Source organism: Roseinatronobacter domitianus (assembly GCF_023336755.1).
Lineage (GTDB): Bacteria > Pseudomonadota > Alphaproteobacteria > Rhodobacterales > Rhodobacteraceae > Roseinatronobacter > Roseinatronobacter domitianus.
On record NZ_JALZWP010000004.1, the window covers coordinates 104,393 to 118,207 of the forward strand.

Annotated in this window: 16 protein-coding genes; 6 read left to right on the top strand and 10 right to left on the bottom strand. The window is 62.6% G+C overall.

Annotation, left to right across the window (positions count from 1 at the left end; genetic code table 11):
• Positions 1-340 precede the first annotated feature (340 nt).
• The 3 genes from M3N55_RS05940 to phoB all read left to right on the top strand — a co-directional run bounded on the left by M3N55_RS05940 (position 341) and on the right by phoB (position 2,840).
• Entirely contained in the window at positions 341-1,372 is a 1,032-nt protein-coding gene (locus tag M3N55_RS05940; RefSeq protein WP_249057365.1) for an ATP-binding protein, read from the top strand.
• 62 nt (positions 1,373-1,434) lie between these two features.
• Positions 1,435-2,142 (top strand): phosphate signaling complex protein PhoU, encoded by a 708-nt coding sequence (phoU, locus tag M3N55_RS05945; RefSeq protein WP_249057367.1) that lies wholly within the window; start codon positions 1,435-1,437, stop codon positions 2,140-2,142.
• Positions 2,143-2,147: 5 nt separating this feature from the next.
• Positions 2,148-2,840, top strand: coding sequence for a phosphate regulon transcriptional regulator PhoB (gene phoB, locus M3N55_RS05950; protein ID WP_249057370.1), 693 nt, complete (start codon positions 2,148-2,150; stop codon positions 2,838-2,840).
• 26 nt (positions 2,841-2,866) lie between these two features.
• Here phoB and M3N55_RS05955 read toward each other — a convergent pair whose 3' ends face one another.
• From M3N55_RS05955 to M3N55_RS05985, 7 genes are all read right to left on the bottom strand, one after another.
• On the bottom strand, positions 2,867-3,469 hold the full coding sequence (locus M3N55_RS05955) for a DedA family protein (protein ID WP_249057372.1): 603 nt from the start codon (positions 3,467-3,469) through the stop codon (positions 2,867-2,869).
• Positions 3,466-3,840, bottom strand: a complete 375-nt coding sequence (locus tag M3N55_RS05960) for a hypothetical protein (RefSeq protein WP_249057373.1) — start codon at positions 3,838-3,840, stop codon at positions 3,466-3,468. Before M3N55_RS05960 ends, M3N55_RS05955 begins: the two co-directional genes overlap by 4 nt.
• Positions 3,837-5,987 carry a selenide, water dikinase SelD gene (selD, locus tag M3N55_RS05965; protein ID WP_249057375.1) on the bottom strand — a complete coding sequence of 717 codons (2,151 nt, stop codon included), beginning with the start codon at positions 5,985-5,987 and terminating at the stop codon, positions 3,837-3,839. Before selD ends, M3N55_RS05960 begins: the two co-directional genes overlap by 4 nt.
• A 173-nt stretch (positions 5,988-6,160) precedes the next feature.
• Positions 6,161-6,700: a hypothetical protein gene (locus tag M3N55_RS05970; protein ID WP_249057377.1), complete on the bottom strand. Its 540-nt coding sequence runs from the start codon at positions 6,698-6,700 to the stop codon at positions 6,161-6,163.
• Positions 6,673-7,026 carry a DUF4062 domain-containing protein gene (locus M3N55_RS05975; protein ID WP_249057379.1) on the bottom strand — a complete coding sequence of 118 codons (354 nt, stop codon included), beginning with the start codon at positions 7,024-7,026 and terminating at the stop codon, positions 6,673-6,675. The genes M3N55_RS05970 and M3N55_RS05975 overlap by 28 nt, the downstream gene beginning before the upstream one ends.
• Before the next feature lie 244 nt (positions 7,027-7,270).
• Positions 7,271-8,107, bottom strand: a complete 837-nt coding sequence (locus M3N55_RS05980; protein WP_249057381.1) for an MBL fold metallo-hydrolase — start codon at positions 8,105-8,107, stop codon at positions 7,271-7,273.
• A 117-nt stretch (positions 8,108-8,224) separates the two neighbouring features.
• Positions 8,225-8,542, bottom strand: a complete 318-nt coding sequence (locus tag M3N55_RS05985) for a DUF6476 family protein (RefSeq protein WP_249057383.1) — start codon at positions 8,540-8,542, stop codon at positions 8,225-8,227.
• On the opposite strand from M3N55_RS05985, the gene M3N55_RS05990 reads away from it, so the two are divergent.
• Positions 8,541-9,578, top strand: coding sequence for an RluA family pseudouridine synthase (locus tag M3N55_RS05990; RefSeq protein ID WP_249057385.1), 1,038 nt, complete (start codon positions 8,541-8,543; stop codon positions 9,576-9,578). The two genes, M3N55_RS05985 and M3N55_RS05990, sit on opposite strands and share 2 nt — an antisense overlap.
• Before the next feature lie 86 nt (positions 9,579-9,664).
• On the top strand, positions 9,665-10,561 hold the full coding sequence (gene rpoH, locus M3N55_RS05995; RefSeq protein ID WP_249057387.1) for an RNA polymerase sigma factor RpoH: 897 nt from the start codon (positions 9,665-9,667) through the stop codon (positions 10,559-10,561).
• Positions 10,562-10,844: 283 nt separating this feature from the next.
• Here the strand turns inward: rpoH and M3N55_RS06000 are convergent, their stop codons facing one another.
• From M3N55_RS06000 to M3N55_RS06010, 3 genes are all read right to left on the bottom strand, one after another.
• The gene (locus M3N55_RS06000) at positions 10,845-11,153 is read right to left on the bottom strand and encodes a Dabb family protein (RefSeq protein WP_249057393.1); all 309 of its coding nucleotides are present in this window, start codon (positions 11,151-11,153) and stop codon (positions 10,845-10,847) included.
• Between the two features lies 1 nt (position 11,154).
• Positions 11,155-12,129 carry a DUF3179 domain-containing protein gene (locus M3N55_RS06005; protein ID WP_249057397.1) on the bottom strand — a complete coding sequence of 325 codons (975 nt, stop codon included), beginning with the start codon at positions 12,127-12,129 and terminating at the stop codon, positions 11,155-11,157.
• A gap of 68 nt (positions 12,130-12,197) precedes the next feature.
• Complete coding sequence (locus M3N55_RS06010) at positions 12,198-12,404, bottom strand: DUF1674 domain-containing protein (RefSeq protein WP_249057399.1); 207 nt, start codon at positions 12,402-12,404, stop codon at positions 12,198-12,200.
• A 64-nt stretch (positions 12,405-12,468) separates the two neighbouring features.
• Between M3N55_RS06010 and M3N55_RS06015 the strand changes: the two genes are divergently transcribed.
• Positions 12,469-13,737: an RsmB/NOP family class I SAM-dependent RNA methyltransferase gene (locus M3N55_RS06015; RefSeq protein WP_249057401.1), complete on the top strand. Its 1,269-nt coding sequence runs from the start codon at positions 12,469-12,471 to the stop codon at positions 13,735-13,737.
• The last annotated feature ends 78 nt before the right edge of the window (positions 13,738-13,815 follow it).

Below are 13,815 nucleotides of genomic sequence, written 5' to 3' on the forward strand. Positions count from 1 at the left end.
CCCCCCGCAACTTGCAGTGTTTAATACTGCTATCATGTTGTAAATGCCGATGCGCGGTGTTTTCCATCCGCGCGAGAAAACAGCACCACGCGCCTGAAATTGAGGCATCTGGCACGCTGCCCGCGACCAGACCCGCACCTTACACGCCACGCCCCCCGCAGGGACAAACGCTTCGGCAAGGCCACCATTCGCAAGGTTTGTCATGATTTTGTTACAAACATTCACCAAACAGTTGCATATCTCGCAAAGCTCACGCCCGGTTGCCGCCCGGACACCTTGTCAGGGCATTCTTTCGTCGCTCCGCGTGCCTGCTTAGGCCGCGCCCAAGAAGATCGCAGTCATGTCGCCAACAGCCTTCACCGCCCTGCTAGAAGCCTTTAGCGAACCGGTTTTGGTGGTTCGGCGCGATGGCACTGTCGAAAATGCAAATACCGCTGCGGTGGAGCTGCTCGGCAAGCGGATCATGGGGGCGCAGCTTCGCGCCTTGCTGCGCCAACCGGACGTGACCGCCATGCTGGAACGCATGATTGCGGGCGCAGAAGAAGGGGCGGCCGCCTATGCCACCTCTGACGCCAGTGCCGAGCGCAACTGGAAAGTGACCGCCCGGCGCATGGATGCCGAAACCTTCGTCGTCAGCATACGCGACACGTCCGAACTGGAAGCGGCCGAAGCGCAGCGCCGCGATTTTGTGGCCAATGTCAGCCACGAGCTACGCTCGCCCCTGACAGTTCTGGCCGGTTTTCTTGAAACGTTACAAGGGGCTGCGGCGGATGACCCGCAGGCCCGCACCGAGTTTCTGTCGATCATGCAGGCCGAAACCGAACGTATGACCGGGCTGGTGGCCGACCTGCTGTCGCTGTCGCGGGTCGAAGCAAGCGCCCGCATCCGCCCGCGCGACCCGGTCGCCATTGACATGGTCCTGCATGCCACCCTTGCGGCTTTGCGTCCGCAGATCGAACAGGCCGGGCTGCGCGTGACCTGTGACCTTCCAGACAATCTGCCTCCGGTGCCGGGTGATTACGATCAGCTTGTGCAAGTCTATCACAACCTGGTCGAAAACGCCCTGAAATATGGGGCCGATGGCGGCGCAATAGAGATCACCGGCGTGATCGTGCCACGCCTGCCGGGGCTGGATGGCCCTGCCCTGCGCCTTGGTATCCGCGACCATGGCGAGGGAATTGACCCCATTCATATTCCCCGCCTGACCGAACGCTTCTACCGCGCAGACCGCGCCCGCTCGCGTCAAAGCGGCGGCACGGGGCTGGGGCTGGCCATCGTCAAACACATTCTGGGGCGCCATCGCGGACGGCTGATAATTCGCAGCCGTCCCGGCGAAGGCTCTACATTCGAGACCATTCTGCCGCTAAGCTGACACCTGTCACGCAAACGTCATATCAAGGCGTTACAGCAGCACCACGCAAAAGGACACTTTACATGGAACCGCATATCGCCTCTGCCTTCGACAAGGATCTCGAAACCATCAACCTGAGCGTCTTGCAAATGGGCGGTCAGGTCGAAGCTGCGATCCTTGACGCCGCCCGCGCGCTGGAAAGCCGCGACGAGGAATTGGCCCAAGTCGTGGTGGATGGCGACAAGGCGATCGACGCCGCCGAGGAAGAGATCAACAATCAGGTTGTGCGCCTTTTGGCCCTGCGCCAGCCGCAAGCGGGCGATTTGCGCACGGCGGTCGCCGTGATGAAAACGGCGGGTGATCTGGAACGGTTGGGCGACTACGCCAAGAACATGGCCAAGCGCGTGCCGGTTCTGGCCGCCAGCCCGATGATCGAAGGGGCCGCAGGTGCGCTACGCCGCCAAGCCCGGCTGGTCGGACAGATGCTGACCGATATGCTGGACGCCTTCGCGCGCGGCGATGCCGATCTCGCCCGCGATGTCATCACCCGCGACATAGAAGTTGACGACATGACCAACGCGCTGTTCCGCGAATTCATCACCCATATGATGGAAGACCCGCGCAATATCACGCCCTGCCTGCATTACGTGTTCATTGCCAAGAACATAGAACGCATGGGCGATCTGGTCACGCATGGCGCGGAAAACATCATTTTCGTGACCGAAGGCAAAACCGGCATAAAGCGCGACAAGGGACATTCCACCGCGACGATTGCCGCACCCAGGGACTGACATAAATGGCCGACGCAGACACGCCGCTGGTGCTGATCGTTGATGACGAACTGGCACAGCTTGCCCTTCTTAGCTACAACCTGAAGGCGGCCGGGTTCCGGGTCGCAACCGCCAAGGATGGGGACGAAGCGCTTCTTGCGGTGGCCGAACAGGGGCCGGACATCGTGTTGCTGGACTGGATGCTGCCGCGCTTGTCGGGGCTGGAAGTCTGCCGCCAGTTGAAAGCGACGGCGGCGGGGCGGGATGCCGCGATAATTATGGTATCAGCCCGGTCAGAAGAAGCCGACCGCGTGCGGGGGCTGGAAACCGGGGCGGATGATTACATCGTGAAACCCTATTCGGTGGCCGAACTGATTGCTCGGGTGCGCGCCAATCTGCGCAGGCTGCGCCCGACCTCTGCGGGCCAGGCGCTGGAAGTGGGCGATATCCGGCTGGACCCGGACAGCTACCGGGTTACGCGCGGCGAGCAGGTGCTGCACCTTGGCCCGACCGAGTTTCGCCTGCTGGGCGCGCTGATGGAGCGGCCCGGCAAGGTCTGGACGCGCGAGGCGCTGCTGGACCGCGTCTGGGGGCGCGACATCTATATCGACACACGCACGGTCGATGTGCATGTCGGCCGCCTGCGAAAGACGCTGCTGTCCCAAGGCGGCGAAGACCCGATCCGCACCGTGCGCGGTGCGGGCTACGCGATGGGCTGACCGGCCTTGCGCGCGCAAGGCGATCTTTACTGCGTGGGGTAACGCCGCCGTATCCGCTGCACCAACACCGCCGCCGTGCCCAGACCCAGGCCCAGCGCGAAGACCAGCCCTGACCATTCCGCGACAATCTTGGTCAAGGCGTCAAGCCGCGCGGCAAAAGCATAGCCCAGCCCGACATAGATCACGACCCAGATCGCTTCGCCCAAAGCGTCCCAAAACGTAAAGCGTCCGCGCGGCAAGCGCGCCGCCCCGGCAATCAGGTTCACCCAAGGACCAAGCGGCGCGAGCAGCCATGTCGACAGGAACACACCAATACTGCCATGCTGGCGCACTGTGGCCCGTGCCCGCGCGATCAGCCGCGCGCGCGAAGAGCTGCGCGACAATCGCTCCAGCAAAAGCGGCCCGCCCCAGCGCCCGATCTGGAACCCGGTCTGGTCGCCCAGCACCGCCGCGCCCCAAGCGATGGCCAGCACATGCCACAACACGAAATCGCCCGAGGCGGCAAAAGCACCGGCCCCAAGCATGACCGCCGAGGTCGGGATCGGCAGCGCAAGGCAAGACAAGAAGGCCGAGGCCGCGACCACCCACAGCCCGTAGCTGGACACGAGCGCGAACAGCGTTTCCGTCACGGCCCGAGCCCTTCCCGATGCGCGTCAATCCTGGCCTGCAAATGATCCAACAACACGGGAAGCGGTGTGCTGCGCGTCTGCGCCAAGTCGTCCAGCGTCATACGGCGGCCCGATCCATCCGACGCCAGCGCCAAAGCCTGCAAGACGACGGTTGGCGGCACGTCCCAAGAATGCGCCACAAAACGCGGGGTCATCCAGCCCGCCAGTTCCGGATCGGTGGGCGCAGCGTTCCAGTGCCAGACCGCAAGCGACAGGCGCAAAGCAAAGATCAGCACCAGCAAAGCCGCGCCCCCGGTGACAAGCGTCAGCACTGGTGCGCGCTGCCACAGGCGTTTAACCCAACCACCTGCGCTGGCTTTGCGGCGCGTCATGCTGGATCACCTTCAACCCGCCCTATGATGCTGGCCGGAATGCCCGCCGCGCGTAGGTCTGCTAAGGTGGCGTCTGCTTGGGCGGGGGACACCGCCGCCAGCAACCCGCCGCAGGTTTGCGGGTCGACCAGCAGATCTTCGCGCGGCCCGTGCCATTCGGGGCGCAAGGCAGCGCGGTTCGCAGGCGCAAGGGTCGAGGCCACGCCCTGCCCCGCCAGCCCCTCGGCGCCATCGAGCACCGGCAGCGCGGCATGGTCCAGCGTGGCGGTCAGCCCCTCGCCCAGCATTTCGCACAAGTGCCCGGCCAGCCCAAAGCCCGTAACATCGCTCATGGCACGCGCAACCGGGGTCAAGATCGCGGCATCAGCCACCATGGGGCGCGCCATGCTGGCAAGACAATCGCGCCAGATCGGCCCAAGCAAGCCAGATCTGGGGCGGATCATCTGCATCTCGGCGGCAAGGATAATCCCGGTGCCCAAGGGCTTGGTCAGGATCAGCACATCCCCCTCCCGCGCCCCGCGTTTCGGCACGGGCTGCGCGCAGGTTCCGGTCACGGTAAAGCCCACGACCATCTCTGCGCCATATGTCGTATGCCCGCCGCCCAACGTGGCCCCTGCCGGGCCGAACACCGATTGCGCACCGTCCAGAATATCGGCCAGAAAGCGTTCGCCCACAACATCAGAGGCGCGCGGCAGAATGATCTGCGCCAGCGCCAGTTGCGGAACCGCCCCCATCGCCCAGACATCGCCCAAGCTATGAATGGCAGCCAGTTGCCCCATTAACCACGGATCGCTGACAAAACCGCGCAAATGGTCCGTTGACAGAACCTGCGCGCCATCTGGCCCGCGCAAGATGGCTGCGTCATCACCGGGGGTTTTGTCAGGGTCGGCACCGGGCAAAACGGCCAGCGCCCGCCCTAGCGCGCCCGAGGGCAGCTTGGACCCGCAACCGCCACACATCGGCTTTGCGCCCATCACCGCCCCCAGATCGCGCGGGCGCAGTTCCGGCAGTTTGGGTGCGGACATGGCGGGGTAATCCCGGAACTTCGCCATGAAGCGTTCGTCAATATTGTCTTTCAACCACCACAACCACGCGCCCCCGCTGCGCAGCCCGAACTTCTCGGCCAAGGCGCGCTTGTCGCCCAAAGACGCCAATTTCAAGTAATCGCGCTGCGGTTGGTAGCGGCGCAAGGGCGCGCCTGCCGCCCGTGCGCGCAGGTTGTGGAACAGATAGGGCGCCTCACGCACCGCGTAGACGCCGGATTTCGGGCGCGGCGCATGGCTGAGATGCGCGCAATCGCCGACCGCAAAGATATCGCGGGCGGAGGATTCGAGCGTTGGCCCGACCGTGATGAACCCCTGATGCAGGTCCAGCCCGGTATCTTGCAGCCAGTCTTGCGGGCGCGATCCGGCCACCGACAGCGTGAAATCCGAGGGCAGGCGCGTGCCGTCGCTCAATTCGACCGCATCGGCCAATATCCGCACCGGGTGCGCGTTCAGATGCAGGTCCACGCCGTAGCGGCGCATGGCGTCCACCATCCCCGCGCGCGCCTTTGGTCCCATATTGCCCAAGGGCTGCGCGTTGCGGTCCACGACCGTTATGGTGGGGCGGCGTCCGGTCTGCTGCATGCGGTAGGCCTGCGCGAGCGCCAGTTCCACCCCGCCCACGCCGCCGCCGATGATGACAAGGTTGGGCGCTTCGGGCGCGGTTTGCAGGAACGCCTCCCACTTTGCGGCGTAACCTCCCAGCGGCTTGGCGCTGACGCCGTGGTCGGTGAAGCCTTCGGTCTGCGGCAGGTCGGAGGTGATGCCGATATCTATGGACGCGATATCGAAGGCCACACTACGCCCAGAGGCCAGCGCAACGGTTTTCGCCACGGGGTCGAGGCCCACGGCGCGGTCCAGGATCACCTCTGCCCCCGCGAAGCGACACAGGCGAACTAGGTCGATCATGATTTGGTCGATGGTGTAATGGCCCGCGATGGCCCCGGGGAGCATGCCGGTATAAGGCGCGATGGGGCTGGGGTTGATAACCCGCAGACGCACGCCCGCCATGGGTTTCATGCCCCATTGCCGCAGGACCAGCGCATGGCAATGACCGCCGCCGATTAGCAGAATGTCGCGGGTGATCGGGAAGTCTGGCTGCATCTGTGGCCCCTTGTCTTTGCCCCTGCTTACGCGGATGGGGGGACATATGCGAGGGGCGGAATGTCACAAGATGGGGATTTTTCTGCCTAAAAAAGTTACCTGCCCTGCATTGGAAATACAAAATACAGAAGCTAATTTTCTAGAATAACCAACATTCAAACGTATTGAGCTATTCAAGGCAATGCCTGAAGCAGTCGGTCTACCACATCATAACCCTTAGAGGTAATTTCAAACATTTCATTTTTATAGCCACGAGCGATAACTAATCCTTCTTCTACGGCTTGATCAAGGGCAGCTTCCCAACGAGCTGCTGATCTTCGGTCGCTTGACTCGATGAAGTTTATGCCATTGGTTTGTATAGCTTGCCCACCGAGAAACCGTATGCTCATTATTGTCCCGCTTGGATCTTTTGCGGCTTCAATTAACAGCCTTTTCGCCTCCTCCGACAACCTGTTCTCAACTGGATCGTAAGAATCTGGTAAAGTCAGTAAGGAACTAATATCTAGTCTCAAAAAATCGCCATTAGAGTTTCCTATCTGATCCCTGACCCTTATTTGGAATTGCCGTCTGAATTTTTCTGCAAAATCTTGAATGTTGTCGTAAGCTTCAACCAACCCCTCCCCGTAACACCACTCCTTAAATTTTTTAACAGATTGATACTGATTTGGATCCAAGCTCTCCGGAGCTACAGGAGCTGTGGAAAAATAGACCATCGCGGGCTTGCCATCAGATATATGACGTTGATCTCCTCGACAGTTCCACTTTCAAATTCACCAGTTGGAGTTCCCAAGCGGGTCCAAAAAACACCAATCAAGAAATCGCAATGCTTTAGGACGTTTTTGTTTATTATGTCTTGAGGTCGCCCGCCTAAATCAGGTGCAGAATGTGTCTCCCACCCAACTGGTAGAAAAACAGATTTTGCAGCTTTTGCATTAATATCGTTCCATTCATGGATTGTTTCTCTAATTAGCATTCTTTCCTTGGCAACATCGCTAGGGGATGCGATCATTACTGAAAAAACACTTGCATTATAGGGCATCTTTTATCCAATCAATTTTAGACTTTTCAAACCCTGATTATACGAAACAGAAAATCTTAGGTCTAGCGCGGAATCAAGGGCGTAGCCCGCCGCGCCAGCGTCGTCGCGGCCCAGCGCGGCGGCGCTTTGGTTGGCCTTGGCGCACCGATCCTCTGGGGAGGGGTTTGGCTGCCATAAAGTGCCCACCCCCACCGTCAGCAGCGCCACCGCCCGCGACGGCACTGGCGCTCTGTTATGCAATAAATCACACCCCCGGCACCAGCTTGAACCCGATCCCTTCGCGCTTCAGGCGGTTAAACGCCGGCGACAGGAAGTGGCCGCCGGTGAACAGCGCGCGATCTGCGTAGATCTCTTCCAGCAGGTGCCGGCGGGTGTCGCGCGCGGTGTTCATGTCGATATCAAAGGAAATCGCCACATCCGGGTCCGCCAGTTGCAGCGCCGGGGCGTGGATGATGTCGCCCGCGTGGATCAGCGTCTCGCCGCGCGACTCCAACCGCCAGCCCGCATGCCCCGGCGTGTGGCCCGGCAGGTCCATGAAACTCAGGCCCGGCGCGACTTCGGACCCGTCCCGCGCCATCACAAGCCGGTCGTCATACGCCGCCAGCACCGCCTGCGCCAGTTTCGCCCAATCGGCAATCCCCGACAGCGCGCGCTGGAAATGCGCGTCATCGGACCAGAAGGCGCGGTCGGCATCGGTGACATGAAGCGTCGCATTGGGAAAGACCGCAGCCCCGTCGGCCGTAATCATCCCCGCCACATGGTCGGGGTGCAGGTGCGTGGCGACCAGCGTGTCCACGTCTTCGGGTGCCACGCCCAGTTCCGCCAGCCCTTCGGCCAAATGCCCGCAGGTCGGCCCGAACAGGTCGCGCGGCCCGGCATCGGCCAGAATGGTGCGCCCGTTCATGCGGATGAGGACGGCGTTGAAGTTGGTTTCAATCTGCTCGACCCCCGCTTCGGCCAGAAGCGCGCCGATCTGCGCCGCGTCAGTTTCTGGGAACAGATCGGGTGTGAAGGTCGTGGCGCCATCGGTGATGATGCTGACCTGCGCGTCGCCAATGGTCTGGGTGATGGTGCGGCTCATCGGGTCCTCCGGAATTTATGACTGGCAATGGTAGAATGGCACGCGCCCCGCTGCAATGCTGCCGTTGCGCGGATGGTTTATGGTCCAACAGTGAGTATTTAAGGCAAGATGAAAATATCAGGGCAGCGCGATCCGGTGCGAGAGCGCGCCGGTTGCCCGATCGAAAAGCAGGATTTCATCCTGGGCCAACACCAGCACCCAATCGGGGGCCAGGGTCACGGCGTTTGGGGTGATGCCCGCAGGCAGGTCGATGCTGTCGGGCATGGTCAAAGCTGGGGGCGCTTGGGTAATGCGCAGCACCAAAAGCCCCACGATCAGCACCAGACCCGCGATCATAACCGTCGTCAGAATGACCACCAAGCGCTTGACGAAGCGGACATCGGGAGGCATGGCAGCGTCTTGATCTTCTGGGAGACCCTCTGGGGGCATGGACATGGCGCAGGCACCTTTCACCGAATTGCGGGTTGTGATCGCGGCGGACCCGCCTGCACGGCTTGATAAAGCCTTGGCGCGCGATGTTCCAGAGGAAGCGACGCTGTCACGCTCGCGCCTGATGCGGATGATCGCCGAGGGCTGCGTGTGGCGCGACGGCGCGGTGCTGACGGATCCGCGCGCCAAGGTGGCCGAGGGGGATGTTCTGGTGTTGCGTGTAGAAGCCGCGGCAGAGGTCGAGACCGTCGCGCAGGACATTGCTCTGGATGTCGTGTATGAGGATGACGCGCTGATCGTGGTTAACAAACCGGCGGGCATGGTGGTGCATCCTGCCCCCGGATCGCCGGACCGAACGTTGGTAAACGCACTGCTACATCATTGCGCCGAGAGCCTGTCGGGTATTGGCGGGGAAAAGCGGCCCGGCATTGTGCACCGGATAGACAAGGACACATCCGGCCTGCTGGTGGTGGCAAAGTCGGACCATGCGCATCATCATCTGGCTGCGCAATTCGAGCGCCACAGTGTGATGCGGCGGTACATGGCGCTGGTGCACGGCCTGCCCGATGCGGGCGATCCGCGGTTGCGCGGCGTGCGCGGGGCCAGTTTCGAGGCCGGGAACATCCTGAAGATCACCTCGCAACTGGCGCGGCACCGGACCGACCGACAGCGGCAGGCGGTCGTCTGGTCGAACGGGCGGCACGCGGTAACACGCGCGCGGGTGCTGGAGGCCTATGGCACGCCACCCGCGCTGTCTTTGCTGGAATGCTGGCTGGAAACCGGGCGCACGCATCAGATCAGGGTGCATCTGGCGCATGCGGGGCATGGGCTGGTCGGCGACCCGGTCTATGGCGGACGGCGCAAACTGTCAGAGGCCGCGCTGAGCCCCGCTGCCGTGGCGGCTGTCGGCGGGTTTTCGCGGCAGGCGCTTCATGCCGAAACCTTGGGTTTCGAACACCCCGATACGGGCGACATGCTGGAATTTCACGCGCCTTTGCCAGCAGATATGCAAGACCTGATCGCGACCCTGCCCGACGCCTGAGGTCTTAACGCTTTCGTTACGGTTTGTTGCAATACTTGAAGCTGTAGGCGCCTGCGGTTATCTGCATGCCTGACAGGAGGGTCCGCATGGCCAGTTACGCAAACCTACCGGCACCAAGCCCCGAACAGGGTTTAAACCGTTATTTACAGGAAATCCGGCGCTTCCCGATGCTGGAACCCGAACAGGAATACATGCTGGCGAAACGTTGGGTGGACCATCAGGATACGGATGCGGCTCACCAACTTGTCACCAGCCACCTGCGACTGGCCGCGAAGATCGCCATGGGCTATCGGGGTTATGGCCTGCCCCAGGCAGAGGTGATTTCCGAAGCGAATGTCGGGCTGATGCAGGCGGTCAAACGGTTTGACCCGGAAAAAGGGTTTCGGCTGGCCACCTATGCCATGTGGTGGATTCGCGCCAGTATTCAGGAATATATCCTGCGGTCTTGGTCCTTGGTCAAACTGGGCACGACCAGCGCGCAAAAGAAGCTGTTTTTCAACCTGCGCAAGGCGAAGAACAAGATCGGCGCGTTGGAAGATGGCGATATGCGGCCCGAAAATGTGGCGCGCATCGCAAATGACCTGAACGTGACGGAAGCCGAAGTCATCTCGATGAACCGGCGCCTGTCGGGCGGGGATTCGTCGCTGAACGCGACCGTCGGGTCCGAGGAGGGCACCGCAAGCTGGCAAGACTGGCTGGAAGACGAAAGCGCCAACCAAGCCGAAGATTATGCCGAGCGCGACGAATTGGACCTGCGCCGCGAATTGCTGACGGAAGCGATGGACGCGCTGAACGAACGCGAGCGCGACGTGCTGACCCAACGGCGCCTGAGCGAAGACCCTGTCACACTGGAAGACCTGTCGCAACGCTACGACGTGTCACGCGAGCGTATTCGGCAGATTGAAGTCCGCGCATTTGAAAAGCTGCAAGCGCGGATGCGAACGCTGGCACGCGACAAGGGAATCGTGGTGCCGGTTTCCTGACGTTGGAAGGGCATTTAGGCTGGCTTCACGAAACCGCGCTGCGGAGACCAATGACCGCTTGGACTACAGCGAGCCTATGACGGGAAGAGTGGCGCCGCGGCATCGCCGTTGACTGGCGCAAGCAGACCACCCGCCTGCGTAAGAGGGCTGCAAACCTGAAACGCCGCATGCAAGGGTGCGGTGACGTCGTGGATATGGCGCGAAGCGGTGCTGGGGCTGTCGGCCAAGGTTCGGACATACGCCGCATCTGGGCAGCGGGCAGATTGCACCGCAAACCACCCCGCTACATCGCAATATCCAACACGATCAGCCCATCGCGCCCCGCAATGGCGCTACCCACAAGACGCGCCCCCAAAGCCCGGTGGGCCGGGTCTTTGGCATAGGCTTCAAGCGCCGCCCAATCATCGAAATCAATCGTGAACCCATGATGATAGCCCTGCTCCATCTGTTCCGGGCTGGCCGAGCGCCCCGATATGAAGCCGCGCGCGCCGGGGTGCTTTGCGATTACGGCCGACAGTTCGGCATAAAGAGCGGTGATCTCTGCCTCTGACACGTCTGGTTTGAACCGGGTCAGGACGATGTGCCGGATCATATCATTCCCCCAGCATCCATCGCCCCTCCGGGTGGAACGCATGAAAGGCAAATGCAAAGGGAATGTCATGCACCGCTGGGCGGCCTTGCGTATCGGTTACGCGGACATTGCCAACCTCGCGCCCCGCGCCAATTTCGCGGCTGTCCAGCGCCGAGGCTTGGCCAGCGCGCCAGGTCAGCACCACGCCCCCTTCGCGCAACGCGCCGGCTTCGCGCAAGCGGTCCAGTGGCCACGCGCGGTCGCCGACGCGGACCACGCGTGCAAGCGGATGAATACCATGCGGCGGGTCTTCGCCGCGATAGAGAAAGGGACGGTCCGACGTGTCATAGGCCGCATACGGGTTCGAGCCATAGCGACGTGGCGCGTCGGGCTCATCCATCACCAGACCGTCCGGGTGTTCGGCGCGAAAACGCTCCCAGCTTTCCATCCATGCCGGAAGCTGGGTCAGTTGCATGCCCATCATCTGCCCCACAATTGCAGTTGCCGTCGCCTGTTGCCACCAGCTTTCGGTCGCGCGGTCATACATAATCATATCGGAATGGCGCAGCTTGCCCGACACGCCAAAGCTGTGGGCCACCCCGTTAATGGTCGCGTCAAACACCATGCCAGTGTTGCACAAGGGGCAGAAGGTCACGGCAATGGGGCGCCCCGCGACAACATCATTCACGATTTCGTGCCACATCAGGTATCGGACGGGATAGGCACGGGCCGGGGCACCTTCGGGCGCATAGGTCAGCACGGGTTCCCGCGCAGACAGACGGGTTTCGTCTGCGGCGGGCAGAAATTCGGGCGCGTCAATGGCTGGTATGCCGTCCTTGGGCGGACCACCTGACAGGATCTCGGCAAACTCCACGCTGGAGCGATTGAAATCGGTGCGTGACCATTCTGCCTGCCAGCGCGACGGGTCAGCTTGGGCGCTACCACCCAAAGCAAGAACAGTGGCACATGTCACAATCAGGCGGTGCAAGGGCGTCATGTCGGCGGCTCCGGTTGCTGTCTGTTGCCTTGGTATACGCCAAACCACCCGCAAATGTTACACCGCGCTTAGAAATCTATTGCGATGCCCTTCTTTTCCCAGTCGCCATAGCGCACAGGTTCGGGGCCTTTGCGCCCGCCCAATTCGCGCGGCATCTCAACCGCCGTTTCCGCGGCGCGGCGCGCGTCGGCTTCCGCCAAGGCGCGGCGGGCGGCTTCGGGTAGCCGGGCGCGGCGGGTGGCTTCGTCTTCGGGGGTTTCTGGTTGGTCAGTCATGGTCGCTCTGCTTGTCATGGCGTCTTGCCTGATATACCGCAGCCGCACAAAAGGACAAGAAAACATGAGCGATACCCTGCCCTCGCATGCCCCCCGCGCCGCTGCCCATGCGCTTGTCATGGCGGTTGTGACCGAAGCGCGCAGCTTGGCAGAGGTGCAGCCGCGCCCTTTCACCGCCCTGCCACCAGAGGGCCAAGCCCGCGCGGCACGGTTGGCCATGGCCTGTTTTCGCCACCATGGCCGCGCCGATCACCTGTTGCGCGCGCCCTTGCGCAAAACCCCGCCCGACATTGTGCTTTGGGCCTTGCGCTTGGCGGTGGTCGAGATGGGAGCAATGGACGCGCCAGCGCATGGGGTCATAAATGACACGGTCGGGCTGCTGAACCGGGTCGCGCCAAAATTTGCAGGCCTTGGCAATGCGGTGTTGCGCCGCGTGGCTGACGGGCTGCCCGACACTTGGGCCAACGCCCCCGCGCCCCGCCTGCCCGGTTGGTTGCGCGGCGCTTTGCAGAACGCTTACGGCAATGGCGTGACCGTCGCGATAGAGGCCGCGCATGAGATTACGCCGCCCTTGGATATCAGCCTGCATGGCCCCTGCCCAGACGGATTGGACGGCCAAACCTTGCCCACCGGCACGCGACGTCTGCCCGCCGGGCAACAGGTCAGTGCGCTACCGGGTTACGCGGAGGGCGCGTTCTGGGTGCAGGATGCCGCCAGCGCCCTGCCCGCGCGGTGGCTGTCGGGGCATCACCGCGTGCTGGACCTGTGCGCCGCCCCCGGCGGCAAGACCATGCAACTGGCGGCGATGGGCGCGGATGTGACCGCGCTGGACCTGTCGGGGCCAAGGCTGTCGCGCCTGCGCGCGAATCTTGCCCGCACGCGGCTGGACGCAGAGATCATCTGCGCCGATGCGCTGACATGGACGCCTGACACCCCCTTTGATGCGGTGCTTCTGGATGCGCCATGTTCGGCCACCGGCACCATCCGCCGGCACCCCGAATTGCCGCTGTTGAAAACCCGTGACGGGCTGCGCGCGTTGCGCGACCAGCAAGCGCGATTGCTCGACCGGGTTCTGGACCCGGCAAGCGGCATGGTCAAACCCGGCGGAGAGGTGGTCTATTGCACCTGCTCGCTGCTCCCGTCCGAAGGCGAGGACCAGATCGCGGCCGCACTTCAACGCCATCCCGGCGTGCGACTTGTCGCCCGGCCCATGGATGGCGTGCCGACCGACTGGCAAAGCCCCGACGGCCCAATCCGCACCCGGCCCGATTACTGGCCAGAGCAAGGCGGGATCGACGGGTTCTACATGGCGCTGCTGGCGACGCCAACATGAGCGGACGTGCGCCAATACCGGTGACAGCGCCCGCCGCAGCCTGTATGTTACCGGCAAGGGCCGTCGAAAACGCCCGAT

Coding starts and splice junctions, on each gene's coding strand:
- M3N55_RS06010 (WP_249057399.1), bottom strand. CDS start 12,404: ATGACTGACCAACCAGAAACCCCCGAAGACGAAGCCACCCGCCGCGCC.
- M3N55_RS05960 (WP_249057373.1), bottom strand. CDS start 3,840: ATGACGCGCCGCAAAGCCAGCGCAGGTGGTTGGGTTAAACGCCTGTGG.
- phoU (WP_249057367.1), top strand. CDS start 1,435: ATGGAACCGCATATCGCCTCTGCCTTCGACAAGGATCTCGAAACCATC.
- selD (WP_249057375.1), bottom strand. CDS start 5,987: ATGCAGCCAGACTTCCCGATCACCCGCGACATTCTGCTAATCGGCGGC.
- M3N55_RS05975 (WP_249057379.1), bottom strand. CDS start 7,026: ATGCCCTATAATGCAAGTGTTTTTTCAGTAATGATCGCATCCCCTAGC.
- M3N55_RS05940 (WP_249057365.1), top strand. CDS start 341: ATGTCGCCAACAGCCTTCACCGCCCTGCTAGAAGCCTTTAGCGAACCG.
- M3N55_RS06000 (WP_249057393.1), bottom strand. CDS start 11,153: ATGATCCGGCACATCGTCCTGACCCGGTTCAAACCAGACGTGTCAGAG.
- M3N55_RS05990 (WP_249057385.1), top strand. CDS start 8,541: ATGGCGCAGGCACCTTTCACCGAATTGCGGGTTGTGATCGCGGCGGAC.
- phoB (WP_249057370.1), top strand. CDS start 2,148: ATGGCCGACGCAGACACGCCGCTGGTGCTGATCGTTGATGACGAACTG.
- M3N55_RS05980 (WP_249057381.1), bottom strand. CDS start 8,107: ATGAGCCGCACCATCACCCAGACCATTGGCGACGCGCAGGTCAGCATC.
- M3N55_RS05970 (WP_249057377.1), bottom strand. CDS start 6,700: ATGGTCTATTTTTCCACAGCTCCTGTAGCTCCGGAGAGCTTGGATCCA.
- M3N55_RS06015 (WP_249057401.1), top strand. CDS start 12,469: ATGAGCGATACCCTGCCCTCGCATGCCCCCCGCGCCGCTGCCCATGCG.
- rpoH (WP_249057387.1), top strand. CDS start 9,665: ATGGCCAGTTACGCAAACCTACCGGCACCAAGCCCCGAACAGGGTTTA.
- M3N55_RS06005 (WP_249057397.1), bottom strand. CDS start 12,129: ATGACGCCCTTGCACCGCCTGATTGTGACATGTGCCACTGTTCTTGCT.
- M3N55_RS05985 (WP_249057383.1), bottom strand. CDS start 8,542: ATGTCCATGCCCCCAGAGGGTCTCCCAGAAGATCAAGACGCTGCCATG.